The sequence below is a fragment of the Carboxylicivirga marina genome (assembly GCF_016612505.1).
GTDB lineage: Bacteria > Bacteroidota > Bacteroidia > Bacteroidales > Marinilabiliaceae > Carboxylicivirga > Carboxylicivirga marina.
The window spans coordinates 1-23881 of sequence record NZ_JAENRR010000037.1 but is presented as its reverse complement, the minus strand read 5'-3'; the positions used below and the strand labels follow the sequence as shown (position 1 = coordinate 23881).

Here is a 23881-nt window from a genome sequence, read left to right as displayed (position 1 = left end):
TTACCTCCCTTGTTTCTTACCCTGACTAAATAATTGGGCAACTATGATGAGTAATATCGTGAAAACAGTACTGCTAACAACCCTTAAGAAGGTTGAGAAAAAATGTGTTAGCGAAAATACTTCGATAAAGAATAAAAAGAAGTGGTGAGCAAAAACCAGGATGATGCTATACCTTAAAAACCAGGAGATACCATAAAACCCCATGGTAGGGATGGTGCCTGGCTGGTATTCATCTCGTGGAGCGAAGATGCGAAGCACATATGGCCGCAGGAAACTCATAAATACGGTTGCCGAGGCGTGCATGCCAGGTGTATTACTAAAAATATCAATGACCATACCCGACGAGAAGCCTAATACTAACAATAGCCACCCCGGTATTTCAAAAGGTAAGGTGATGATAAACAGGATGTATAAATAAGGATTGACATATCCACTTAACTGAATATTGTTCAGCACTAAAATTTGTATCAGCGTGAAAAATATGAAGTTAAATATGTATCGTGGTAAATGACTAATCATCTTCGGTCTCCTTCTCTAGTTTAATTTGTTCATCGCGTGAGTTGTGGCCAATGATTTCAACAAATGCCAGGTTTTTAAAATCAACTGATAACTTAACACGTGTGCGGTAGAAACTGGCTCCCTTATCTAGCGTTACCTCTTCAACATTGCCTAATAATACGCCCTCTGGAAAGATGGATGAGTAACCGCTGGTAACCACCAAATCACCCACGTTCACATTGGCATGTCTTGGTATGTCAAGCAAGTATACATGTTGGTACGATGTGCCATCCCATTCGAGTGAACCAAAAAAACCTGATTCTTTCAGTTTGGCCGATATCTTCAATCGGGTATTAATAATGGAAATAACCGTTGAGTAGTTGTCTGAGACATTCTTAACAATGCCCACAGCACCTTTATTTGAGATAACACCCATTTCGGGTTCAATACCATTTAAACGGCCTTTGTTGAGTGTGATGTAATTAAAACGACGATTGGTTGAATTGTTTATCACTCGGGCCGAGCGATAGATGAACTCTTGCTTGCTAACCGTATCGTGAACCAGGTTAAAGTAATCGCGTGATGCACGAAACGATTCTGGCATGCGGCTGCGCAGGTAAGCATTTTCTTGTGCTAAATCTTCGTTAATGTCACGTAACATCAGGTATTCGGCTCCGGCATTGTAGCGCTTGAATATGCCGCCGGTTACTGTGCTCGATGATGAAAGGAAAGAGGAACGCTGGTAGGCGTTGTAGTTAAGTACCAGCAAAAGAGAAACGGCTTCAATAATAAAAAAGAGAATCGCAAAATGGTATTTTATAATAAAGCGGATAAAGTTTCTCATGTAAATATAGTTGTTGGTAAAAAGTCAGTAGTCAGTATTTTACCTAGAGGTGAGCAATGAGAATTGAGCGGTGAGATTGATTCAATTGAATAGTAATCTCATTACTCATATCTCACATCTCATAGCCTTTTTTAATATACTGACTACTGTCTAATATCTACTGACTATTTTATCTAATCAAATAAGGCAATATTCGGTGACGGTTTTTAAGTGCAATACCAGTACCGCGAGCCACGGCGTGCAATGGATCTTCGGCAATGTGGAACGGGATATTAATCTTATCCGACAAACGCTTATCTAATCCGCGAAGCAAGGCGCCACCACCAGCTAAGAAAATACCATTCTTAACAATGTCGCTGTACAACTCAGGAGGTGTTTGCTCCAATGCTGACAATACCGCTGTTTCAATCTTTGAAATGGATTTTTCCAAACAGTGTGATATTTCCTGATACGAAACAGGCACCTCAATTGGCAGAGCAGTCATCTGATTTGGACCCTGAACAATAAAATCAGTTGGTGGCTCATCCAATTCTGGTAAAGCTGAACCCACTTCAATTTTAATGTTTTCAGCTGTGCGCTCTCCAACTTTTATATTGTGCTGACGACGCATGTATTCCATTATATCAGCTGTCAGGTCATCGCCTGCAATACGAATGGACTTATTGGTTACAATACCGCCTAATGAAATAACAGCAATCTCGGTTGTACCACCACCTATGTCCACCACCATGTTACCTTCCGGCGCTTCCACATCAAGTCCGATACCCAGGGCTGCCGCCATTGGTTCGTAAATCATGTGAACTTCACGGCCACCGGCATGTTCCGATGAGTCACGTACAGCACGAATCTCAACTTCGGTACTTCCTGATGGAATACATACTACCATGGATAAAGAAGGAGCGAAGAGGCGAGGCTTCTGATTAATCATTTTAATCATACCACGAATCATCTGTTCGGCCGCGTTAAAGTCGGCAATTACACCATCGCGCAAGGGGCGGATGGTATAAATATTATCGTGGGTTTTGCCATGCATCTGGCGGGCCTTTTCTCCAATGGCTTCCAGTTTGTCGGATTTGCGGTTCAGCGCTACGATGGATGGTTCGTCAACTACAATTTTATCGTTATGGATAATAATTGTGTTGGCTGTACCAAGGTCGATGGCTATTTCTTGCGATAAGAACGAAAATAGTCCCATTCAACTTATATTTTAATGTTTAAAATGACGTTTTCCAGTAAATAACATGGCCATACCGAATTCGTTACAGGCTTCTATAACTTCTTCGTCACGGATACTTCCACCCGGCTCAACAATGTATTTCACCCCGTATTCGTTAGCCGCTTCAATGCTGTCGCGGAATGGGAAGAATGCATCGGAGATAACCACCGAATTAGCAATGTCAACCCCTTCTTTCATGTTAAAGCGAGGCATTGTCAAGTGACGCATACTGTCTAGGCGGTTAGGCTGACCCATACCGGCTCCGGTTAACCAAAACGAACCATCGGCTTGTTCGGTAACAACCGCAATGGCGTTACTCTTAAGGTGCTTACATGCTGTAATACCAAATTTGGCCAATTCCATTTTCGTATCATCAAATTCTTTCGATGTCACGTTTTTGAAATCAGAATCAACACCTTCATCTTCATCTTGTACCAAAATAGCACCACTTACAGAGCGAACCAATTTTTCACCTGTCAATTCATTTTTAATTGGTGTTTCCAGTAGGCGAAGGTTTTTCTTTTTACCAAATACCTCTAGTGCTTCTGGCGTATAGGCAGGGGCAATAATGATTTCAACAAATCGCTTGGCAAACCAGTTAGCAATTTCTTCAGTGACTGTATCGGTAAAGCAAATGATACCACCAAAAGCAGAGATAGGGTCACCTGCCCAGGCTAGTTCCAATGACTTCATGGTGTCGTTAGTAACGGCCAATCCACAAGGATTAAGGTGTTTTACAACCGATACGGCTTGCTTGCCTTCAATATGACCAACTGAGTGGTAGGCGTCGCTGGCTGCTTTCCAGGCTGCATCGGCATCCAACATATTGTTGTATGAAAGTGCTTTGCCTTGCAATACATTGGCATTGGCCAGTGAGGCACCTTCTTTTACATTGTTGTATTTGTAAATAGTTGCTTTCTGATGTGGGTTTTCACCATAACGTAGTACATCACCATCATTCAGGCTGATGCGCTCCATATCTTCCTTGTCTTTGTTAAAGAAGTTAGAAATAGCCGAATCGTAATGCGATGAAACACCAAAGGCTGCTGCTGCAAACTTAAAGCGGTCTTCCAATGACGATTCGCCATTCTGATTTTTCAAAATAGCCAATAAATCAGCATACTGGTCTTTTGAAGGAACGATAATCACATCTTTGTAGTTCTTAGCTGCTCCACGTATTAACGAGATACCACCGATGTCAATCTTTTCGATAATATCCTGAAGTGGTGCACCTGAAGCAACGGTGGCTTCAAACGGATAAAGGTCAACAATCACCAGGTCAATCTCAGGGATTTCGTACTGAGCCAATTGCTCAATATCGCCTTTGTTATCGCGACGAGCTAAAATTCCACCGAACACTTTTGGGTGAAGTGTTTTAACACGACCACCTAAAATAGATGGGTAGCTGGTTAAGTCTTCAACGCGCTCACATGGCACATCTAATCCTTCGATAAAAGCCTGTGTACCACCTGTTGAATAAATGGTAACACCCTGTTCGTGTAATGTTTTAATGATTTCATCTAAACCGTCCTTGTGAAAGACTGAAACCAATGCCGATTTTACCTTTTTTAAAGTACTCATTTATATCCGTTTAATTCTTTCACGCAAAAATAAGAAAATAAGCAATGCCAACAAGGTGCTTTAGGTATTTAAATTAGAATGAATTTAGATTAGTTTTTGTGTTAACCAAAACCTGTCAGGATTATGAATCCTGTCAGGTCTTAAAAATGACTTACCGCAAAGAAAAACCAAAATAAAATCCTTTATATAGTGTCTTCATAAACTGCATTTTAGGTGTGATAAGTACATAAGAATATCAGTAGTTTCTCTCCCGTGCTAAATCTCATCACTTCAAAAAAATACCTGATTGTTTTAATCCTTATATTTGAAACCATCATTGTTACCAACTCACTTAGCATAGGTATGGAAATCATTCAACGATTAAAACAAATAGGCCCCGGCATATTAGTAACTGCCGCCTTTATAGGTCCCGGAACCATTACCACCTGCAGCATTACAGGTGCCGGTTTTGGTTATGCCTTACTATGGGGCTTGCTGTTTAGCATTATCGCCACCATTGTGTTGCAGGAAATGACAGCTCGTTTGGGCCTGGTGGGGCAAATGGGGCTCGGAAAAGCACTACGCTTACAGTTTAATAATCCGATTGTAAGATATCTGACAGCCGGATTGGTGCTTTCGGCCATACTCATTGGCAATGCAGCTTATGAAACCGGTAACATACTGGGTGCATCCATGGGAATGGTTGAGCTATCAGGTGTTTCAAGCATTCAAATGGGGGAGTTGTCAGTTGGTCTATGGGGACCAGTCATTGGTTTACTTGCCTTTATTTTGTTGGAGATGGGTTCGTACAAACGCATCGAAAAAATGATTATCGGCCTGGTACTGCTGATGAGCTTTGCATTTATTACAACAGCCATTGTGGTTGGGCCACACATGTTAGAGGTACTAAAAGGTATGTTTGTACCATCCATGCCCGATGGCTCTTTTTATCTGCTTATGGGTTTAATTGGTACCACGGTAGTACCGTATAATTTATTCCTGCATGCTTCCAGTGTGCGTGAAAAGTGGAAGAATCCTTCTGATTTAAAAATTGCCCGTACCGACTTGTTATTTTCCATTCTGCTGGGTGGGTTCATATCCATGTCAATCGTTATTACGGCAGCAGCTACTTTTTATGGAAGTGGTATTGAAATAAAAGGTGCAGGCGATTTAGCCAGTCAGTTAACACCTGTGCTAGGTAGTTGGGCTGGAGTATTTATGGCTTTGGGCTTATTTGCAGCTGGCATCTCCTCAGCTATAACAGCACCGTTGGCCGCTGCTTATGCAACATCGGGAATACTTGGGTTTAAACCCGATTTAAAATCGCAGAAATTCAAATGGATATGGCGTGCAATATTACTAATAGGTATTCTCTTTTCGGCCATTGGTTACAGTCCGATTAAAGCCATTGTTTTTGCACAATTTGCCAATGGCTTATTACTGCCGTTCATAGCCATCTTTCTGCTCATTGTGATGAACAACAAGCAAATTCTTGAATCGTATACGAATAATAAATCCCAAAACCTTCTGGCCATTATTGTGGTATTAATTGCATTAGGTTTGGGCATAAAAAGTTTAACGCATGTAATGGGTTTATTATGAAATTGAGTGTGTAAATCGATATGTATTAAGTAGGCAGCTCTTCCCTTTTTTCCTGAGAAAAAGGGGAAGTACCATATCGAAGATGTGGGGATGGGGATTATAGAATAAACAAAAAGTAAGTCGGGTTTGGGCGAAGCGCCAATAGATACAATATGGAATAAAAAGAGGAAGCCACGAGGGCTTGAGTTGAAAGAGAAGTTAATAGAATAAGAAACATGAAATATATAGATATAAACTGCGACTTAGGAGAAGGCATTGGTAATGACGCTGCCGTGATGCCATTCATCAGCTCAGCCAATATCGCCTGTGGTTACCATGCCGGCGACATCAACAGCATGGATAAAACCGTGCAGATGGCCAGAGAAAACAAAGTGGCAATTGGTGTGCACCCCGGCTTTAACGACCCGGATAATTTCGGCCGAATAGCTCATCATCTTTCTGCGGCAGAAATAGAACAACTGGTAAAAGAGCAAGTAGTGATTCTGCAAAAGCAAGCCGTTAAACATGGGTGCTCAATTACTCATGTCAAACCACACGGTGCCTTATATAACATGGCGGCGGCTGATTACGATATTGCTTTAGCCATTGCACAGGGCATCAAAGCGGTTAATGCCGGGCTGCTGTTTTACGGACTAGCCAATTCATTAATGCTTAAGGCTGCTGAAGATCTTGGACTAAAAGCCGTTTCCGAAGTCTTTGCCGACAGGGCTTACACCAGTAGCGGGCAATTGGTTTCCCGCCAACAGGCAGGAGCCGTCATCCATGATGTGGAACGCTGCAAAAAGCGAGTGCTCGACATGGTGCTTCATAACCGTGTTGAAAGTATCGATGGTGAGCCAATAGCCATCAAGGCCGATACCATCTGCATACATGGCGATAATCCCGGAGCAGTAGAACTAGCCAAAGCGCTTCATGGCATGTTAAAGGCTAATCATATTCAAATTGTTTCACCAATAAGCCAATTATGATGATGCAAATATTTCCATTGGGCGATTCGGCTTTTCAGGTGAAGCTTGGCACTGCCATATCTCCTGATACCTTGCAGAAAATTAGGTCCTTGATGCAATTGCTTGAAGAATCAGAAATTGAAGGCATCACTGAACTCGTACCTTCGTATACCGATATAATCATTCATTATCAGCCCTTGGTAATCGATTTTAAGCTGCTGGTGAGCCAAATAAAAAAAATGGCAGCTGAGATAAAACCAAATTCTGCAGTTGATTACAAAACGGTTCGCATTCCTGTATTATATGGCGAAACGTTTGGCAAGGATTTACCGCATGTATGTCAACATAGTGGATTAAACAAAGAACAAGTCATCAATAGGCATTGCGAGGCCAGTTACCTCGTGTATATGCTTGGTTTCACACCTGGGTTCTGTTACCTCGGCGGCATGGATAAAGCCATTGCTACCCCACGTAAAGAGGTGCCTGATTCTAAAATACTGTCCGGCTCAGTGGGTATTGCAGGTGAGCAAACCGGTATTTATCCCATTGAGAGTCCCGGAGGCTGGCAAATAATCGGACGCACACCCTTGCGATTATTCAAACCCGAAAAGGATGAGCCTTTCTTATTAGAAGCTGGTAATGTTCTGGAGTTTTATCCGATTAACAAAGACGAGTATGAACGATTAAATGAGCACAACGATGGGTAAAATAAAAATCCTTAAGCCTGGCTTGTTATCTACCATACAAGATTTGGGTCGAGTAGGCTATCAGCAGTTTGGCATGCCCGTGTCGGGAGCCATGGATACACATGCTTTACAAATGGCCAATTTATTAGTTGGTAACAAGCCGTCGGACGCCTGTATCGAAGCCACATTAATGGGACCTGAGATTGAATTTATGACGGATGCCCAGATTGGTCTGGCCGGAGCACTGTCGGATGTAACAATCAATAACATACCGGTTGATGCCTTTACGAATCACCTGGTAAAGAAGGGAGATGTGCTTAAAACAGACATTTTTAAACAAGGTAGTCGACTTTACATAGCTATTGCCGGCGGATTTGATGTGCCGGTGGTAATGGGCAGTCAATCGACCTATTTGCGTGGCAAACTGGGCGGTTATGGCGGACGTGCATTGCAGGAAGGTGATGAAATTGAAATAGGAAAGGGGCGTGCAATCTGTCAACGGCGCTTAAATCCGGATTGTCTGTTGTTACCACAAAACACCAACACGATAAATGTGATTGCCGCCATCGAAAGCGAAGCCTTTACCTTAGCTGGCATAACAAATTTCCTTAGCGAGAATTATACCGTCAGCAGCCAGAGCGACCGCATGGGCTATCGATTGAATGGCCCTCACATCGCACATCGCCATGGGGCCGACATACTATCGGCAGGCATTGCCAACGGCACCATACAAGTGCCGGCTCATGGCGAGCCCATTATTATGCTGGCCGACCGCCAAACCATTGGAGGTTATACTAAAATAGCCAATGTTATTTCAGCCGATTTACCCTTGCTGGGCCAGATGAAAGCAGGCGATAAAATCCGTTTTAAAGAAGTCAGGCTCGATGAAGCTCATCGTTTATTGAGGGAACAAAATGAGATGCTGCTTAGGGCAATTACCGCTCAAAATAACTAAAAACTGACTCTGCTATGCTGCATGGCGTTAGTTTCAAAGTTCAATTCATTCTCCCCCTGGGGAGATACCCGAAGGGAGTGGGGGCTTTCTATTAAACACAAACTATGCTGCATCCCGTTAGTTAAAGTAAAGATTTGTAAGAAATAATTTACCGCAGAGTTAAAAGAGAACACAGAGGATGTACAAGATGTATTTTCCCAACGCTGGCGCAGATTTGCAATCTGTGCCTTATTACATGGATTAATGCCGAAACAGGAGCACAGATTGATTTTTTATCAATCGTTTTGATTCGTAATCGGTATCACTCGGCGGTTGAAATGATTCGTTCTAAAAAATCGTCGATACTATTTGAATTCGAAGTTTCATGACATTGGCTAAGACAATCAAACTCATACCACAGTAAATCATTAATGCCAAATGGATTGTGTTGATGGAAACTGAAACGCGGAATATTCCACTTGTTGGGTTCAAACCAGGAGCCTTCAATAAGATTTGATTCAATACGTTGAGTGATATACTCTACAGACAACTGATTGGGATTAGAGAAAATTACCTCCCCATAGGTTTTGTAATTGCCCTCATCGCGATAGAGGTATTCGAATTTGATGTTTGCCATTTATTTAGGAAAGAAGCCCTGTCAGAACTTAAATCCTGACATGTTATGCTTATGCTTTAAACTGAAAATTCAACTTTATGTATGTCTCATTATTTTCCTCATAAACTTCTCCGTATCCCATCTTTGAGCCACTAGGATTGTCAAGCTTACAAGTGTTTTTAAGGTATTCTTTGAATTTATTAAAATCAACTAAGTGATAACATACAATATCAGCATTAGACTTCACAATTATAAGGCCACCAATCACAGCATACTTTCCTGTCCAAACAGTCTTTGAGGTCATACCTAACGCTGCTTCAACAAGGAAATTGATTAATCTGTATTCATAAAAATTATGGCCTAGCGATAAATCGTAGTTCAACGGGTTAGAGGTATTTAGCTTATTAATGATGTCAGGTATTTTAGTTATCTGACTTATATATTTATCAAGAACAATATGTGCTAATATTTTTGGTAGGTCACTATCGATTAATTGTAGATTAAGCTTAAAGGTGTTGTCTTGATATGAGTCAAAGTCTATTGAATAGCCTAAGTTTTGAATTTCCTCTATTCTTTTGATGTATTTTTTGGATTTTGGATTTAAAGAATTGACTGTGGCAATATCCGCCGCCGGCATCGCGTTACCATTTTGATTACTTATCTTATAGATAATGTTGGTCGTTTTGTTGGCATTGAAAAGTGTAGGGTCACTACCTAGAAATGATTTAATACTAAATTCTTGATCAGAAGTTAAACCATGTACACTATCATAAACTAACATTCTAATATCACCTTTGTTTTGTGATTTAGTTTTAACCTGATTGATATGATGATTCTTAATTTTGGTTTCAGTTGTGTTGTTTATTTTGTTTTTGTTGCCACTAAGTTTATGAATTTCCGTTAAAAGTTCATCAGCTAACGCTTTAGCGTCAGTATAGCTGAAGCTCATTATTACTTTTTTACTTGTAGTATCTATAATGTCGATTTGATTTCCAGCGCGTTTGAATTCTAATTCTTTTCCTGTATCATCTCTATAAATAGAATTGACATCAATAGAAGAAGTTGTTTTATTTAATTTTTCATCGGCAGAGAATAGTATGCCATCGTGCAGTAGTTTAAAGAATGTGTATAATTCACTCCATTCTCCTTTATTTCCTTTTAGTGTCATTTTTCTTTAATGTTTCAATTATTTTCTTTGCAGTAGCTTGGATGGCAGGAACTGCGACTGAGTTGCCAAATTGTTTGTATGCAGATGCATCTGAAACGGGGATAAGATATTCATCTGGAAATCCTTGAAGTCTTGCCCATTCTCTAGGAGTCATTTTTCTAATGCCTTGCCTGTTAACTTCTCCTTTAATGTTGGTTACAGGTGTAAAATCTTCTAATCTGTCATCATAAACTAAATTTCTTTCTCTGCCCATGCCTCCGCAGACAACAGCGTTAGCAGTTCCATCATCTGGGATGATCTCGTAACCAAACCCATTACCTTTACTTGCATGTCGTTTTTTGTGCTCTATTAAGGTGTTTAAATATGTATCTGACAGATAGTATTTAACGGAGACTGGGTTTTTCTCTTTTACCTTTTCAAATATGATTTTTTCACAAGACGGCTTAGGATAATGAAATTCATTAATTCCCAAATCTTTCCTAAACCCAACAATGAAGATTCGTTCTCTATTTTGAGGGGTGCCAAAATCTTTTGCGTTTAATATTTTCGGCTCTGGAACGAAGTATTCGAGATCTTCCCTTAATACATTTAATATTGTTTCAAGCGTTTTGCCACCGCCATGATTTAGTAATCCTTTGACATTTTCAAGAAAAATTGCTTTAGGTTGTTTTCTTCTGATAATCTCTGCTACGTCGAAGAAGAGTGTTCCTCTTGTGTCTTCAAATCCTCCTCGCCTTCCAGCAATTGAGAATGCTTGACATGGAAAACCAGCACATAAGATATCAAAACTATCAGGTATATAGTTTTTAGTCTCATCTTTTGTGATATCGCCAAAAGGCACTTCACCAAAATTGGCTTCATATGTCTTTTTAGCAAACTTGTCCCACTCAGAGCTAAATACACATTTGTTGTTTAAGTTTTGTAAAGCCATCCTAAAACCTCCAATTCCTGCGAACAGATCGATGAAAGTAAAATCTGGTTTTTGGGGTGGTGGAAATGGTATATCATCAAATTTGAAAGGGATTTTTATTGAATGACCATTAACTAATGATTGGCCTTTTGCTTTCAAATATTCTTCAGCCTTTACCTTGTAATATTTACCAGCATCATCTTCTACGGTTTGCAGATAATGTGTAACGCATGCATGCTCTTCCTCAAAGTATTTTAACTTCCTAAAGTTTAATACCTTTTTTAGTTCTGAATACTTCTTCATTTCTTCCCTTCAATAAAAATGTCTGATGCAAAAAAATCTTTAACCGGAACATCAAGTGCGGTTATCACCTTCTCAATATTTTGAATGGAAACATTTCGCTTCCCATTCTCAATACTGGTCATATATGTTCTGTCGATACCAGCTTTAAAGGCGAGCGCCTCCTGGCTTAGTTCTTGTTTTTGACGTAGTTCGCGTACGCGTTTGCCAAATAGTTCCTGTAAATTCATGGAGGGTAAAACTATTCGGATGTGACTTATAAGTCAACGGACTATACGTCACATATTGATAATTTTATCAACAGGTAGTTATTGTATCAGGAAAGTTTTTCGAGAAGGTTTTCAAGAGTAGTAGTAATGGATTTTGATTTTAACTTACATTCCCAAATCACAATCACTTTCCAGCCTAACACATTTAAATCTATTTCAGCTAGTTTATCACGTCGGCTATTACCTTTGATTTTAGTGAGCCACCATTCGGTGCGTGTTTTTGGTATGGTAAAATATTTGCAGCCTTTGTGTCCGTGCCAAAAGCAGCCGTGCACAAATACGACTGTTTTGTATTTGGGTAAAACGATATCAGGTTTGCCCGGCAGCTCTTTTACATGCAGGCGATAACGAAAGCCGTTGGCAAACAGAAAGCGACGCACCAGCAGTTCAGGCTTCGTATCCTTCCCCCTAATCCGGCTCATATTATACGCCCGGGTCTTTTTATCGTGCACATCCATCTATTCAAATATAAGGCTTTAGGTTTTTGGGATGCGATTTTTATTGACAAGCTGCTTATTAAGATCGCATCCTTAAGGAAGAGTTAGCTATTGTATAGTAAGCGTAATAAAATTGACAAAAACCATCTGTTGTTCATAAGAAAAATTTATATCTTCACTGCCCGTTTAACCAAACGCCATACCTTATGCTTAAAAAATGCCTGATACTCGAATGTCAGCAAAAGATACAACGGGTTCCCTACAAGCACATTTGCTACCTGCAATATGCTCAAGGAGCCATCACCATTTATTTAAGCGGCGATATCACCCTGTCGCATTGCGAACAGCTCAAAGATTTGGAAAATAGTCTGCCCAATTATTTTGTTCGCATTAACCGCAATGTGATTATAAATCTGAATTATTTATCGGCCTATTTTAAAGTATTACAAAAGGTTCAGATGGAAAATGGAAAGGAATTTGACGTTTCGCGCCGTAATACTACCCAATTATTAGAGAAAATTCAGCCATTTTCATAACCGCTTATTTGCCAAATCCTACCGTTTATTCCTCAATCTCTACCGCTTATTCAGTTTTTCTGACCATTTGAAATCAGCAAGTGCTTAAAGTAATATCTTGTGTATCGATTTTTAAGCACGATACAATGAGGATTTTACATCATACTATTAAGCACAATATTTATCTAAAAAGCTTACAAGACAGTCGGGAGTATATTTACCTGGCTAAAGGCAATCAAATGAGCGCTCAGTTGAAGGTACGCTCCGCGCAGTCGATCTTCCCAATGGCGCAATCAATTTCCCCAGGCTCTCATGCGATCGTACCGTGTTCTCAATCAATTTCCCCGCCTGCGCAGTCGATCTCCCCGGTGGCGCAGTCGATTTTCCCCATGGCGCAACCGATTTCCCCGATTGCGCAGTGCATTGTAACGCTTGCGCATGCATGGCACCATTCATAAATCAATATTTTTAATTAAACCATATAGATATGACAAAACGACTTTTTAAATCAGAATCAAAATTCTTAGAAAAATCCCGAACAGCCATCACCAATGCCGAAACAAACCCGGCTATTAAAGCAGCACTTGCCGAATATGGCATGGGAGACGAGCAATTAGCAGTAGGGCGTCAAACTTATAATGCAAGTCAGGGCATTTGGGATAAAAACTTTAAAGAAGATACCGAATCGAGTGAGGCTTCATTGACATACTCAACAACTTACAACGAACTTCAAGCTGTATTTAAGGTTCATCGCGATAAAGCACTGATATTTTTTAAGCATAAACCAGAGGTTTTGGTAAAACTTGGTGTAAAAGGTCGCTTTCCGCGTAAGTACAACGATTTTTTCGATAAGGTTCGTTTGTTTTATACAGCTGTTAAAGCTGATGCCACCCTTCAAACAGAAATGGATAAAATAAAACTCACAGCAGCACAGGTTGATGAATGCCTTGCCCTGCTTGAAGAACTCTTAGCCAAGCGTTCGCATTTTGACACCGAACTGGCCGAATCACAGGATATGACCAAGAATAAAAATGCCGCCCTCTTAGCTCTTAAAGAGTGGATGGATGATTTCTATGCGATAGCCAAAGTGGCACTCTACGATCAGCCTCAGCTACTCGAAGCATTGGGCGTATTTGTCAGAAGCTAATTATTTACAGTCGATTGCTTTAAACCTGTCAGGATTCAGAATCCTGGCGGGTTTTTCATTATTGTCAACTAAAATAGCAAATACGCCTAAACAACATTCATATGGCAAACTTTAATAAAGCATTTCAACAAACCATGCAGAACGAAGGCGGTTTTGTGCTGCACAAAGTGGAGCACGACAGTGGTGGCTGGACTTTTGCCGGTATTGCCGAGCGTTACAACCCCAACTGGCCTGGCTGGTCATTGGTAAAAGCCGGCAGGCACGATGACCCTCTGGTAACCCGTATGGTAATGGATTTATATAAAGAAAAATACTGGGACAAGGCACGCCTGGATGAGGTCGAGAGCGATTTAGTGGCCTATAATATTTTTGACTTTGGTGTTAACGCAGGCGTGCGCACTTCGGTAAAAATGGCGCAGCGCATTGTTGGTGTCACACCCGATGGGGGATTGGGGCCCATCACCCTCAAGGCTATTAACAACTATGGTGAACAGGCTTTTGTACAGGCCTTTTTTATTGGCAAAGTGGCTCGCTATAATGCTATTGTGGCCCGCAACCGTACACAAATAAAATTTCTTCACGGATGGCTCAACCGATCTTTTAAAACATTAGCGCTATGACAATACCAATCGGAAAAATAGTAGACGGGGTAGTTAATACCATTGATGAGTTACATACCTCCAGGGAGGAAGAGATGAAAATGGAATTGGAGCTCAGAAAGATCACTCACAACGAAAACCTGGGGCAGATTGAAATTAATAAAATCGAAGCTGCCCATAAATCAGTATTTGTAGCCGGTTGGCGCCCCTTCATTGGCTGGGTATGTGGATTGGCTTTACTATACAACTTTATTTTAAGAGACATAATGGTGTATGCCATTAAGTTGTGCAATGCCAGCGCACCACCACCTCCGGCGCTTCAAATGGAGCATTTAATGACTGTTGTGATTGGTATGTTGGGTTTGGGCGTGGCACGCACCTATGAAAAAACCAAAGGCGTTAACGCTGATTCACTAAAGGCAGCACCGAAGAAGGGATTTCTAGGTGGGCTGTTTAAACGGAAAAGATAAGAGGAGGGGTAAACCTGACAGGATTCAAAATCCTGACAGGTTTTGTTTTATGCCTGGTACTATCACCTCATCCCAGCCTTCTCCTCAAGGAGAAGGAGATAGAATCATGGCAGATTGCAGCATGTATTCAAAGCTCAGTGTTTCAATCTTTCACACTTCCTCTCCTTGAGGAGAGGACCGAGGAGAGGTGTTTTATAATTGCACTGAGAGGCGGTGTTTGTGAGCTGAGAAGTTTTTAATTAAGCTTCTTGGATTTTAAGAGCCGGTGTTTTAAGCTATTAACGCATTTGACTTGGATGCTTTTGTTATTACTAATCATTTATCACCTCATCCCAGCCTTCTCCTAATAGGAGAAGGAGTGAGCACACTGAACGGCAGCGATTCAATTTTAAAAGTGCTATTCTTCCAAGATGAGCACTTCCTCTCCTGTCAGGAGAGGACCGAGGAGAGGTATTTTGATTACACTTATGAGAGGTGTATATTATAAAAATTCTGATATTAACTAACTTGAAGCTTATGTCCCAAGAAAACTTTGATAATCTCTTTTACGGTGCCTCTGCTAAAATTAGGCAGCGAGCAAAGGATTTGCGTAAAGAATTTACTGGTGCTGAAAAGATTCTGTGGAACAAACTCCGTAACCGACAGTTAAATGGTTTAAAATTCAGGCGTCAACACCCTATTGATATATTTATTGCAGACTTCTATTGTCATGAGAAGAAACTAGTGATTGAGGTTGATGGAAAAATACACGACTTTCAGAAAGAATATGATAGAGGCAGGACGGCTGAGTTAAATAACCTTGGTGTTAAAGTACTACGTTTTACGAATGAAGAAGTTCAGAAAAATATTCAAAAAGTATGTAAGACAATACTCGAGATTTGTGATAAGCTATAAAGAGATTAACGCATTTTTATTTAATCACCTCATCCCAGCCTTCTCCTAATAGGAGAAGGAGAGAGCATCATTGCAGATTGCAGCCTGTAATCAAAGCTCAGTGTTTCAATCTTTCACACTTCCTCTCCTCAAGGAGAGGACCGAGGAGAGGTGTTTTTCTTAATCAAGTATACCAATTAAAAGTAAATTAAAGCAAGGGTTTAGTACATACAGAAGCGCTGTTCGTAGCAACATGGAATTTTATGTCTTTCAACTTATACAATAAGTTTGTATTTTGGAGCTACAAACCCATATCCATCTGACATGAAATTTAGTTTATTATTTACCCTGCTGATTGCCTGCTGTTACGTGGCATCCTATAGTCAAGGCTCCAACGAACATAATTATGGTATAGAACATACTGTTGATGAACCTTCGCATTTATTTGAAGATGATGAGGTTTTGGAAGTATCACTACGTTTCAAGGTCAGACAATACACACGTAAGAAACCTCGCGAATACATAAAAGCACTTTTAACCACCCACCATAGTCCTGTCGATTCTGTTAATCACAAGCTCAAACTCAAATCACGAGGTGAATTCAGAAATGAATATTGTAGTTTTCCGCCCATCAAGCTAAACTTTAAAAAGGGCGATTTTGATTATGAAGATTTGGATGACCTCAATAAGGTAAAGCTGGTAACACATTGTCAATACTCGAAGCAGAGTGCTCAATATATCTATAAAGAGTACTTGTGCTATAAGCTGTATAGTGTGTTAAGCAATCAGAGCTTTGGTGTGCGTTTGCTCAAAATCAATTACATCGATACGGGTAAAAAGAAGAAGGTCATTGAGCAATATGGATTTTTAATTGAGCCCGTTAATATGCTTTCGGAGCGACATGAGATATTGCATACCGAGGTGTCAACCATTTCACAATTACATATACAGCCCAATATATTAGATAGGGTAGCCATCTTTAATTACATGATAGGTAATGGCGATTGGAGCGTAAAGGGGCAGCATAACCTAAAGGTGTTTGTTCCTCTGGTGCCATCACCACAACCCAATGGAATAGCCGTTCCGTATGACTTTGATTATTCGGGAATGGTAAACACCAGTTATGCCGTGCCCAATGAAGAGTCGAGTATCTCTTCAGTAACTGAGCGGTATTATATGGGTGTCTGTCGCAGTGAAGAAGGCTTTAGAGAGGCCTTGCAGGAATTTTTGGATAAGAAAGAGGCCTTATACCAGGTGGTAACTGAATTTGAGTTGCTCAATGATTTTCACAAAAAACAAATGCTTAATTATCTCGATTCGTTTTACGATGAATTTGAAAATGATCGGATTATCAGAAGTATGCAATCAACATGTTTAAGCTATTAATTCTATCCTATATGATGTCTTTTATATCAGATTCTTCAAATGCCGATTTTATTGATGTGCTTACTCGTTTTGCGGTTAATGCTTTCGTTATACTGATACTTATTGGTGGTTTATATAAAAAAACGGAGGAAAACAAAGAGTATGTTTTTCCACTCGTGATTATTGGTATTATAATCTTCCTTCTATCGTCGTACTTAAGTATTGTCAGAGTTGAGTTGGGAATTGCCCTGGGCTTATTTGCCATTTTCAGTATCATTCGCTTTCGAACACGAAACATGCAAGCCTACCAGATGGCTTATTTATTTACGATTATTGGCACATCGGCCATTAATGCGCTGGCCTTATTTCCGCATCTCTTGCGTGGTATGTTCTTGAGTAATATGCTTATAATTACCTCCGTTATCGTGCTTGAGTATTATAATCATCGTACGATTAACCAAAAACAGGAAATAAGCTTTAGCAACCTGGAGCTAATCAAACCATCTAATCGTAGCGAGTTAATAGAACATTTGAAGCAAATTACAGAATTAGATATCCAAAAAATCACGGTAAAAGAAGTGAGCTACATCAAGCGGGAAGCAAAAATCACCATCTATTATAAGAAATAAGTTTGTTATATATTAATGGCGTCCTAAATGTTTTTGTTTAATTCGCTACACGTCCTGTAGGGAAAGGGCCTCAGCTGGTGAACCATGAAACAAGGTTGTTTGACGCTAAAAATCGTTTTCTGTTTGAGCGAAGCGAGTTTAAACGATTTCAGTCAAATAACTGTAGTTTTATGAGAGAAGCAGGTGAAGCCTTGATGTTTTTTCCTTAGTTTTTGACATCAAGATCAAAAAGTAAGTTGGGTTTGGGCGAATAGCCCAATATCATGAAATAATTAGGACAATATTGGTTATATATCAACTAATAATGGACTTGAAAGTTCGACAGGCTTCAGACTTCGGACTTTTTAAACTATCTTGCCTACACAAACAACACCAACCCATGATACTGGTCTATAAGTTTTTAAAAGAAAGTTTCCTGTTTGCTATCAATGCCTTGCGTACGAATGTGCTGCGCACTATTCTGACCCTTTCAGGTGTTACCATTGGTATCTTTTCCATCATAACAGTGTTTACCTTAATCGATTTTTTGGAGAAGCAAGTGCGCGAGAGTATTGAGTCATTGGGTGACAATGTGGTGTATATTCAAAAATGGCCCTGGACGCCACCCGAAGGGGAATCGGAATATCCCTGGTGGCGCTACATGAACCGGCAAGTACCGTCCTTAGATGATTATGAGCAAATTAAGCGTCGTTCGCAAATAGCTGAGGATGTATCCTATGTGATGTCATCACAAAAAATGCTTCAGTACGAGTCAAATTCATACGACAATGTGGCGGTCATGGGCGTGTCCGATGGATTTGATAAAATATGGACCTTTGAAATTGCCGGTGGTCGTTACTTTTCACCTTACGAAGCCAATAGCGGAATGGGAGTGGCCATTATTGGTGCCGAAATAGCCAGCGAATTATTTCAGGGAACCGACCCCATAGGCAAGCGTGTCAAAATGATGGGCCGTAAGCTGACGGTTATTGGTGTTTTGTTACGTACCGGGTCCGATATTTTTGGCAATAGCCTCGATAAGAATATCATTATTCCCGTTAAATATGCTCGTAACCTGTTTAACCTCCGCAGCGAATCGGTTAACCCCATGATATTAGTTAAAGCTAAGCCCGGCTATACCTCAGATGATATGGTAGACGAGCTTACCGGTGTGATGCGTGCCATCAGGCGTATTAAGCCTCAGGGCGATAATGATTTTGCACTCAATCGCATTAGCCTGATTCAGAAAAATTTCGATAGTCTTTTTGATTTTATCGATTGGGCTGGATGGTTCATTGGTGGTTTCTCCATACTGGTTGGAGGTTTTGGCATTGCCAACATCATGTTTGTATCAGTTAAAGAGCGAACGCGTATTATAGGAATACAAAAGGCATTAGGTGCTAAGCGAAAATTTATCCTGATGCAATTCCTGATTGAAAGTACCGCACTGTCATTACTGGGAGGGCTGGCCGGATTATTCATTGTTTTTGGTATTGCCATGACGATTAGCTTGGCGACTGATTCGGAGATGGCGCTTACCTTGCTTAATATTCTCAAGGGTATTGGCATATCTTCTTTTATAGGTGTTGTCTCTGGTTTTATACCCGCCTGGAAAGCCTCTAAAATGGATCCGGTAGAAGCGATAAACGCCTTGTAAGATATTTCAAGACCTGTCAGGTTTCCAAAAAGCTGACAGGTCTCCCAAATATCTAAACAAAACCCCTCTTTTCTTTTTTATCTATTATCTAAGAAGTCTAACATCTAATAGTTTTAATTATGAACTTATTATTAATATCAAACTCAACAATGGCAGGCGAAGCCTACCTCGATTATCCAAAACATAACATCTCCGGGTTTTTGGGAAATGAAAAAGTAAAATGTCTGTTTATCCCTTATGCAGGGGTAACCGTATCGTTTGACGATTACGAAGCGAAAGTAAAAAGCCGCTTTAATGAAGTGGGGCACGATGTGGTTTCCATTCATCATTTCGATGATCCGGTGAAAGCAGTAGAAGAAGCCGAAGCCATTGTAGTTGGCGGAGGAAGTACCTGGCAATTGTTACGTATGATACACGATAACAAGTTAACCGAGCCAATTCGTAAAAAAGTATTAGGCGGAACAAAATACATAGGATGGAGTGCTGGTTCAAACCTGGCATGTCCTACTATTAAAACCACCAATGATATGCCAATCATCGATCCACTCGGGTTTGATGCACTTAATCTAATACCGTATCAGATTAATCCGCATTATCTTGATGCAAATCCAGAAGGTCATGGTGGCGAAACACGTGAAGAACGCATCATGGAGTTTTTAGTTGTTAATCAATCAACCACAGTTGTAGGTTTACGTGAAGGATGTATGTTTACTTATTCTGATGGTAACATTGGCTACGAAGGTAAATTACCATTGCGTGTATTTCAATATGGGAAAAAACCTTATGAAGTACAGCCTACCGATGATTTTAGTTTTTTGATGAAGGTCTAAATCTTAATAAATGCAAAAAAGATAGCAATACTATTAAATGTAATTGTGATAACTCAATTTGGCATGCGCTTTGTATTTCAACGGGCTGTAAAATTAAAAATTTAGGAAGCTATGAAGGATTTTTTTAAGACTTATAAAAATGATATTCCTGCCGGATTGGTTGTTTACCTGGTGGCATTGCCATTGTGTTTGGGTATTGCATTAGCATCGGGTGCACCATTATTTTCAGGGGTAATATCTGGTATATTAGGAGGTATTGTGGTGGGCTTTATGTCTGATTCACGATTAAGTGTCAGTGGACCGGCTGCTGGATTAACCGTCATTGTGTTTGCAGCAATTGCAACCCTTGGTTCATTTGAAACCTTTCTGTTGGCGGTATTTATTTCAGGTGCCATACAATTGGTTTTAGGTTATTTGAGAGCAGGGGTTATTGGTCACTTTTTCCCAAGTTCAGTTATTACCGGAATGTTAACAGCTATTGGTTTAAGTATCATACTAAAGCAGATTCCTCATGCTTTTGGTTATGATCTGGCCGGGATTGACACAGCTGCCTTTGAAGATAAATATGGTCACAACACATTCTCGGAGTTATACTATATGATTGAAGCTGTTCTTCCGGGAGCAATCATTATAAGTGTATTGTCAATGAGCGTTTTGTTTCTGTGGGATTCAAAAACATTTAAAAGCAATCTGGTTTTACGACTCATTCCTGGGCCTTTAGTTGTGGTTGTGTTAGGTGTTGCACTTAACGAAATCTTTAAATCGTCGGTACCTGTGCTTGCTTTAGATGCAACGCACCTGGTTTCTTTACCCGAAATGAGTGGTTTTAGTTCCTTAATTGATGAATTACGATTCCCTGCATTTGGAGCAATAACAAATCCTGACGTATGGGTAGTGGCTTTCACAATTGCTATTGTTGGAAGTTTAGAATCCTTATTAAGCCTTGATGCAACGGACAAATTAGATCCTGCCAAGCGTATTGCATCCCCAAATAAAGAGCTAAAAGCCCAAGGTGTAGGTAATATGTTGGCTGGTTTGGTTGGTGGATTGCCAATGACGGCTGTTATTGTTCGTAGTTCGGCCAATGTTAATGCCGGAGGTAAAGGTAAGTTTTCAGCTATCTTCCATGGAGTATTATTATTATTGAGTGTATTGTTTTTTGCACCGTACCTTAATTACATCCCATTATCGGCTTTAGCAGCTGTACTTATTCATGTGGGTTTAAAGCTTAATAAGGTATCGATATATAAAGATGCGATTAAGAAAGGTGTAAATCAGTATATACCATTCTTTGCAACCATTGCGGTCATCTTATTAACAGACCTGTTGAAGGGTATCACTTTTGGTATTATCATCGGTTTTGTGTTTGTGTTAAAGTCAAACTTCCGTTCAGGTATTATTTTGTCTAATGTTGGGAATAATTACATGATTCAGATTTCGCGTAACTTATATTTCTTTAATAAAGCCAATGTGCGACGTACGCTTCAGTATTTGCCAAAAGATATCAACTTGCTCGTTGATGGTACAGAGGTTGACTTTATTGATAACGATATACTGGAAGCGCTTAAAGATTTCTGTTCCTCAACAGCCAAACAGAATAATATTAAAGTCACCATCAAAAAGAGTGAAACGGCGGCACTTTCAATGTTTAGAGCTGGCGTGGCATAATTATAAACCAAACAAAACTGATAGATATGAAGTCATACGATCAAATATTTCTGGCTAACCGTAGTTGGGTGCAGACCATTAAAAATGTAGATGAAGAATATTTCAAGAACTTGTCATTGGGGCAGGCGCCAAAGTATTTTTGGATTGGTTGTGCCGATAGTCGCATGTCAGAAACAGTAATTACACGAGGTAAGTTGGGTGAATTCTTCGTTCATCGTAATGTGGCTAACCTTGTACATGCCGAAGATGATAACCTGATGGCTGCTCTTCGCTATGCAGTCGACTATTTAAAAGTAAAGCACATTGTGGTTGCAGGTCATTATAGCTGTGGTGGTGTTAAGGCTGCTTATGATGGTTTGGAAGATCCTTATTTAACCAAATGGGTAGGTGATATTAAAGATACGCTTGATTCAAATCAGCAAGAGATTGCCAATATTGATGATGATACAAAAAAACTGGATCGATTATCGGAGCTAAGTATTATAAAGCAGGTTGAAAAGTTAGCATCTATGGATATAATTAAAGATGCATGGGCAAGAGGTCAACGTCTTTTTGTGCATGGATGGGTATTTGATATTTCGACTGGTGAATTGAATTCATTAAAGGAAATTCATCCGGATGATATGATTAAGTAAACGTTCTGCTTTTACGATATAATAAAAGGTTGACACCAATGCGGCGTCAACCTTTTTATTTGGGATAGTACTTCAAGTTCTATTTTTTATCGTTAAAGCGGTCAACAATACAGGCACAAGCTGCATCTCCTGTAATGTTAAATGCCGTTCTTAACATATCAAAAACGCGATCTAGAGCAAATAATAATGGTAAGCCTTGCGCCGGAATATCTGCAGCAACAAGTACTGCAACAATTAACAATGAAGGACCTGGTACGCCGGCTTGTCCTATTGAACCAACAGTAGATGTTACAATGATGGCAATGTATTGCGTTATTGTGAGGTCGATATCAAATAGTTGTGCAAAAAAGATGGCCGCTAAGGCATAATATAATGCACTACCTGTCATATTAATAGTGGCGCCCAGTGGCAAAACAAACCCACTTGTAGCCTTAGATATCTTAAGTTCTTCTTCACACACCTCCATGGTTATTGGTAAAGTAGCGAGCGAAGAACTGGTTGAGAATGCAACAATTTGTGCTTTAACCATCTTTCTGATAAACTGAGCAATGGAAACCTTAGCAAACAATTTGAGTGTAAGCGGATATAAGCCAAATAACAAAATAATACCACCAACCACGTTTACCCACATTAAATCTAAAGCCATCATCAGTAGCTCAAATCCAAATTCGCCAATGGCTGCCGCCATCAATCCAAATACACCAATAGGAGCTGTATACATAACTATTTTAATCATCCATATTAAAGCCTCAACAAGGTAGTTCATGCCATTCATTAAAAAAGCCTTCTTTTCACTGCTCAAAGTTGATATGCCTATGCCTAGGAATAGGCCAAAGAATATAATCTCAAGAATGTTGCCTGTCACCAATGATGCAATAGGGTTTTCAGGTATAATATTGATGATGGTTTCCCAAAAACTCATTACTGGAGCTTCTGCGCCGCTGGTGTCTTGAGGGAACATTTCCATAACGGTATCATGATCGAGGCCTGAACCAGGTGTAAATACTTCACCTAAGAATAGCCCCAACATAACCGAAACGACAGTAGTTATTAAAAAATAGCCAATGGTGCTGATACCGATCTTACCTGCCGATTTGGTGGCACCAAGCGAGGCTGCCCCTGAAATTATAGAGATGGCGACCAATGGAACAACAAGCATTTTTATTAAATCCATAAAGAAATCACCTAGCGGTGAAAACATGGATGCCTTTGGACCCATTATGGCACCAACAGCCGTTCCCAGTATCATGGCCAACAATATTTGGAAGCCTAGGTTTTTAATTAACTTCTTTAAGTTCATAGCTAAATAATTGATTAAAAGTATTTAAGCTAATTTCGCAACTCTTCTTTAAGAATGAAAGAATTTCAAAGGGATTTTTTTGAAGAATAAATATCTAAAAAACTTTCCACCACCAACCCCCACCAAATCAATTCTTAAGCCATACTCTTCCAAGCTGCCTCATAAATTTTTCGTTTTTTAATTTGGAGATACGAAAAATACTCCCTTATTTTGCACCCGCTTTTGAG

25 protein-coding genes are annotated in these 23881 nt (G+C 40.0%); 15 read left to right on the top strand and 10 right to left on the bottom strand.

Going from position 1 to position 23881, the window contains the following annotated elements:
• The 4 genes from mreD to purH form a co-directional block, all read right to left on the bottom strand.
• Positions 1–519, bottom strand: coding sequence for a rod shape-determining protein MreD (gene mreD, locus JIV24_RS14690; protein ID WP_200465817.1), 519 nt, complete (start codon positions 517–519; stop codon positions 1–3).
• On the bottom strand, positions 512–1342 hold the full coding sequence (mreC, locus tag JIV24_RS14685) for a rod shape-determining protein MreC (RefSeq protein WP_200465816.1): 831 nt from the start codon (positions 1340–1342) through the stop codon (positions 512–514). The genes mreD and mreC overlap by 8 nt, the downstream gene beginning before the upstream one ends.
• Positions 1343–1511: 169 nt before the next feature.
• Entirely contained in the window at positions 1512–2537 is a 1026-nt protein-coding gene (locus JIV24_RS14680; RefSeq protein WP_200465815.1) for a rod shape-determining protein, read from the bottom strand.
• A 12-nt stretch (positions 2538–2549) separates the two neighbouring features.
• Positions 2550–4139 (bottom strand): bifunctional phosphoribosylaminoimidazolecarboxamide formyltransferase/IMP cyclohydrolase, encoded by a 1590-nt coding sequence (gene purH, locus JIV24_RS14675; protein ID WP_200465814.1) that lies wholly within the window; start codon positions 4137–4139, stop codon positions 2550–2552.
• 342 nt (positions 4140–4481) lie between these two features.
• Here purH and JIV24_RS14670 point away from each other — a divergent pair, with 342 nt between their 5' ends.
• From JIV24_RS14670 to JIV24_RS14655, 4 genes are all read left to right on the top strand, one after another.
• A complete protein-coding gene (locus JIV24_RS14670; RefSeq protein ID WP_200465813.1) occupies positions 4482–5720 on the top strand; it encodes an Nramp family divalent metal transporter in 1239 nt (412 codons plus the stop codon).
• A 215-nt stretch (positions 5721–5935) separates the two neighbouring features.
• Entirely contained in the window at positions 5936–6688 is a 753-nt protein-coding gene (locus JIV24_RS14665) for a 5-oxoprolinase subunit PxpA (protein ID WP_200465812.1), read from the top strand.
• Positions 6685–7374, top strand: coding sequence for a 5-oxoprolinase subunit PxpB (gene pxpB, locus JIV24_RS14660; protein ID WP_200465811.1), 690 nt, complete (start codon positions 6685–6687; stop codon positions 7372–7374). The genes JIV24_RS14665 and pxpB overlap by 4 nt, the downstream gene beginning before the upstream one ends.
• Positions 7367–8308 carry a 5-oxoprolinase subunit C family protein gene (locus tag JIV24_RS14655; RefSeq protein WP_200465810.1) on the top strand — a complete coding sequence of 314 codons (942 nt, stop codon included), beginning with the start codon at positions 7367–7369 and terminating at the stop codon, positions 8306–8308. The genes pxpB and JIV24_RS14655 overlap by 8 nt, the downstream gene beginning before the upstream one ends.
• A 301-nt stretch (positions 8309–8609) precedes the next feature.
• On the opposite strand, the gene JIV24_RS14650 is transcribed toward JIV24_RS14655, so the two are convergent.
• From JIV24_RS14650 to JIV24_RS14630, 5 genes are all read right to left on the bottom strand, one after another.
• Positions 8610–8924, bottom strand: a complete 315-nt coding sequence (locus JIV24_RS14650; protein ID WP_200465809.1) for a hypothetical protein — start codon at positions 8922–8924, stop codon at positions 8610–8612.
• A 49-nt stretch (positions 8925–8973) separates the two neighbouring features.
• Positions 8974–10071, bottom strand: a complete 1098-nt coding sequence (locus JIV24_RS14645; RefSeq protein WP_200465808.1) for an HpaII family restriction endonuclease — start codon at positions 10069–10071, stop codon at positions 8974–8976.
• Positions 10052–11284 (bottom strand): DNA cytosine methyltransferase, encoded by a 1233-nt coding sequence (locus tag JIV24_RS14640; protein ID WP_200465807.1) that lies wholly within the window; start codon positions 11282–11284, stop codon positions 10052–10054. The genes JIV24_RS14645 and JIV24_RS14640 overlap by 20 nt, the downstream gene beginning before the upstream one ends.
• Entirely contained in the window at positions 11281–11511 is a 231-nt protein-coding gene (locus tag JIV24_RS14635) for a helix-turn-helix domain-containing protein (protein ID WP_200465806.1), read from the bottom strand. The genes JIV24_RS14640 and JIV24_RS14635 overlap by 4 nt, the downstream gene beginning before the upstream one ends.
• 86 nt (positions 11512–11597) lie before the next feature.
• The gene (locus JIV24_RS14630) at positions 11598–12008 is read right to left on the bottom strand and encodes a very short patch repair endonuclease (protein ID WP_200465805.1); all 411 of its coding nucleotides are present in this window, start codon (positions 12006–12008) and stop codon (positions 11598–11600) included.
• A 185-nt stretch (positions 12009–12193) separates the two neighbouring features.
• Between JIV24_RS14630 and JIV24_RS14625 the strand changes: the two genes are divergently transcribed.
• From JIV24_RS14625 to JIV24_RS14575, 11 genes are all read left to right on the top strand, one after another.
• Positions 12194–12523, top strand: coding sequence for a LytR/AlgR family response regulator transcription factor (locus JIV24_RS14625; RefSeq protein ID WP_200465804.1), 330 nt, complete (start codon positions 12194–12196; stop codon positions 12521–12523).
• A 466-nt stretch (positions 12524–12989) separates the two neighbouring features.
• Positions 12990–13649, top strand: coding sequence for a hypothetical protein (locus JIV24_RS14620; protein WP_200465803.1), 660 nt, complete (start codon positions 12990–12992; stop codon positions 13647–13649).
• Positions 13650–13750: 101 nt separating this feature from the next.
• Positions 13751–14269, top strand: a complete 519-nt coding sequence (locus JIV24_RS14615) for a glycoside hydrolase family 108 protein (protein WP_200465802.1) — start codon at positions 13751–13753, stop codon at positions 14267–14269.
• A complete protein-coding gene (locus JIV24_RS14610) occupies positions 14266–14718 on the top strand; it encodes a 3TM-type holin (protein WP_200465801.1) in 453 nt (150 codons plus the stop codon). Before JIV24_RS14615 ends, JIV24_RS14610 begins: the two co-directional genes overlap by 4 nt.
• A 516-nt stretch (positions 14719–15234) precedes the next feature.
• Positions 15235–15612, top strand: coding sequence for an endonuclease domain-containing protein (locus tag JIV24_RS14605; protein WP_200465800.1), 378 nt, complete (start codon positions 15235–15237; stop codon positions 15610–15612).
• 303 nt (positions 15613–15915) lie between these two features.
• Positions 15916–16977: a hypothetical protein gene (locus JIV24_RS14600; RefSeq protein ID WP_200465799.1), complete on the top strand. Its 1062-nt coding sequence runs from the start codon at positions 15916–15918 to the stop codon at positions 16975–16977.
• An 11-nt stretch (positions 16978–16988) separates the two neighbouring features.
• Positions 16989–17585, top strand: a complete 597-nt coding sequence (locus JIV24_RS14595; RefSeq protein WP_200465798.1) for a DUF4956 domain-containing protein — start codon at positions 16989–16991, stop codon at positions 17583–17585.
• Between the two features lie 379 nt (positions 17586–17964).
• Positions 17965–19221: an ABC transporter permease gene (locus JIV24_RS14590; protein WP_200465797.1), complete on the top strand. Its 1257-nt coding sequence runs from the start codon at positions 17965–17967 to the stop codon at positions 19219–19221.
• 119 nt (positions 19222–19340) lie between these two features.
• On the top strand, positions 19341–20051 hold the full coding sequence (gene pepE, locus JIV24_RS14585) for a dipeptidase PepE (RefSeq protein ID WP_200465796.1): 711 nt from the start codon (positions 19341–19343) through the stop codon (positions 20049–20051).
• Positions 20052–20162: 111 nt separating this feature from the next.
• A complete protein-coding gene (locus tag JIV24_RS14580) occupies positions 20163–21719 on the top strand; it encodes a SulP family inorganic anion transporter (protein ID WP_200465795.1) in 1557 nt (518 codons plus the stop codon).
• A gap of 26 nt (positions 21720–21745) precedes the next feature.
• Positions 21746–22354 carry a carbonic anhydrase gene (locus JIV24_RS14575; protein ID WP_200465794.1) on the top strand — a complete coding sequence of 203 codons (609 nt, stop codon included), beginning with the start codon at positions 21746–21748 and terminating at the stop codon, positions 22352–22354.
• Positions 22355–22433: 79 nt separating this feature from the next.
• On the opposite strand, the gene JIV24_RS14570 is transcribed toward JIV24_RS14575, so the two are convergent.
• A complete protein-coding gene (locus JIV24_RS14570; RefSeq protein ID WP_200465793.1) occupies positions 22434–23654 on the bottom strand; it encodes a dicarboxylate/amino acid:cation symporter in 1221 nt (406 codons plus the stop codon).
• Between the last annotated feature and the right edge of the window lie 227 nt (positions 23655–23881).

Excerpts from the sequence above, each read along its gene's own strand:
- JIV24_RS14625 (WP_200465804.1), top strand. The coding sequence starts at position 12,194 with ATGCTTAAAAAATGCCTGATACTCGAATGTCAGCAAAAGATACAACGG.
- JIV24_RS14665 (WP_200465812.1), top strand. The coding sequence starts at position 5,936 with ATGAAATATATAGATATAAACTGCGACTTAGGAGAAGGCATTGGTAAT.
- JIV24_RS14570 (WP_200465793.1), bottom strand. The coding sequence starts at position 23,654 with ATGAACTTAAAGAAGTTAATTAAAAACCTAGGCTTCCAAATATTGTTG.
- mreD (WP_200465817.1), bottom strand. The coding sequence starts at position 519 with ATGATTAGTCATTTACCACGATACATATTTAACTTCATATTTTTCACG.
- JIV24_RS14600 (WP_200465799.1), top strand. The coding sequence starts at position 15,916 with ATGAAATTTAGTTTATTATTTACCCTGCTGATTGCCTGCTGTTACGTG.
- JIV24_RS14610 (WP_200465801.1), top strand. The coding sequence starts at position 14,266 with ATGACAATACCAATCGGAAAAATAGTAGACGGGGTAGTTAATACCATT.
- JIV24_RS14590 (WP_200465797.1), top strand. The coding sequence starts at position 17,965 with ATGATACTGGTCTATAAGTTTTTAAAAGAAAGTTTCCTGTTTGCTATC.
- pepE (WP_200465796.1), top strand. The coding sequence starts at position 19,341 with ATGAACTTATTATTAATATCAAACTCAACAATGGCAGGCGAAGCCTAC.
- JIV24_RS14670 (WP_200465813.1), top strand. The coding sequence starts at position 4,482 with ATGGAAATCATTCAACGATTAAAACAAATAGGCCCCGGCATATTAGTA.
- mreC (WP_200465816.1), bottom strand. The coding sequence starts at position 1,342 with ATGAGAAACTTTATCCGCTTTATTATAAAATACCATTTTGCGATTCTC.
- JIV24_RS14605 (WP_200465800.1), top strand. The coding sequence starts at position 15,235 with ATGTCCCAAGAAAACTTTGATAATCTCTTTTACGGTGCCTCTGCTAAA.
- JIV24_RS14595 (WP_200465798.1), top strand. The coding sequence starts at position 16,989 with ATGATGTCTTTTATATCAGATTCTTCAAATGCCGATTTTATTGATGTG.
- JIV24_RS14640 (WP_200465807.1), bottom strand. The coding sequence starts at position 11,284 with ATGAAGAAGTATTCAGAACTAAAAAAGGTATTAAACTTTAGGAAGTTA.
- purH (WP_200465814.1), bottom strand. The coding sequence starts at position 4,139 with ATGAGTACTTTAAAAAAGGTAAAATCGGCATTGGTTTCAGTCTTTCAC.
- JIV24_RS14655 (WP_200465810.1), top strand. The coding sequence starts at position 7,367 with ATGGGTAAAATAAAAATCCTTAAGCCTGGCTTGTTATCTACCATACAA.
- JIV24_RS14615 (WP_200465802.1), top strand. The coding sequence starts at position 13,751 with ATGGCAAACTTTAATAAAGCATTTCAACAAACCATGCAGAACGAAGGC.
- JIV24_RS14580 (WP_200465795.1), top strand. The coding sequence starts at position 20,163 with ATGAAGGATTTTTTTAAGACTTATAAAAATGATATTCCTGCCGGATTG.
- JIV24_RS14650 (WP_200465809.1), bottom strand. The coding sequence starts at position 8,924 with ATGGCAAACATCAAATTCGAATACCTCTATCGCGATGAGGGCAATTAC.
- JIV24_RS14620 (WP_200465803.1), top strand. The coding sequence starts at position 12,990 with ATGACAAAACGACTTTTTAAATCAGAATCAAAATTCTTAGAAAAATCC.
- JIV24_RS14630 (WP_200465805.1), bottom strand. The coding sequence starts at position 12,008 with ATGGATGTGCACGATAAAAAGACCCGGGCGTATAATATGAGCCGGATT.
- JIV24_RS14645 (WP_200465808.1), bottom strand. The coding sequence starts at position 10,071 with ATGACACTAAAAGGAAATAAAGGAGAATGGAGTGAATTATACACATTC.
- JIV24_RS14635 (WP_200465806.1), bottom strand. The coding sequence starts at position 11,511 with ATGAATTTACAGGAACTATTTGGCAAACGCGTACGCGAACTACGTCAA.
- JIV24_RS14575 (WP_200465794.1), top strand. The coding sequence starts at position 21,746 with ATGAAGTCATACGATCAAATATTTCTGGCTAACCGTAGTTGGGTGCAG.
- pxpB (WP_200465811.1), top strand. The coding sequence starts at position 6,685 with ATGATGATGCAAATATTTCCATTGGGCGATTCGGCTTTTCAGGTGAAG.
- JIV24_RS14680 (WP_200465815.1), bottom strand. The coding sequence starts at position 2,537 with ATGGGACTATTTTCGTTCTTATCGCAAGAAATAGCCATCGACCTTGGT.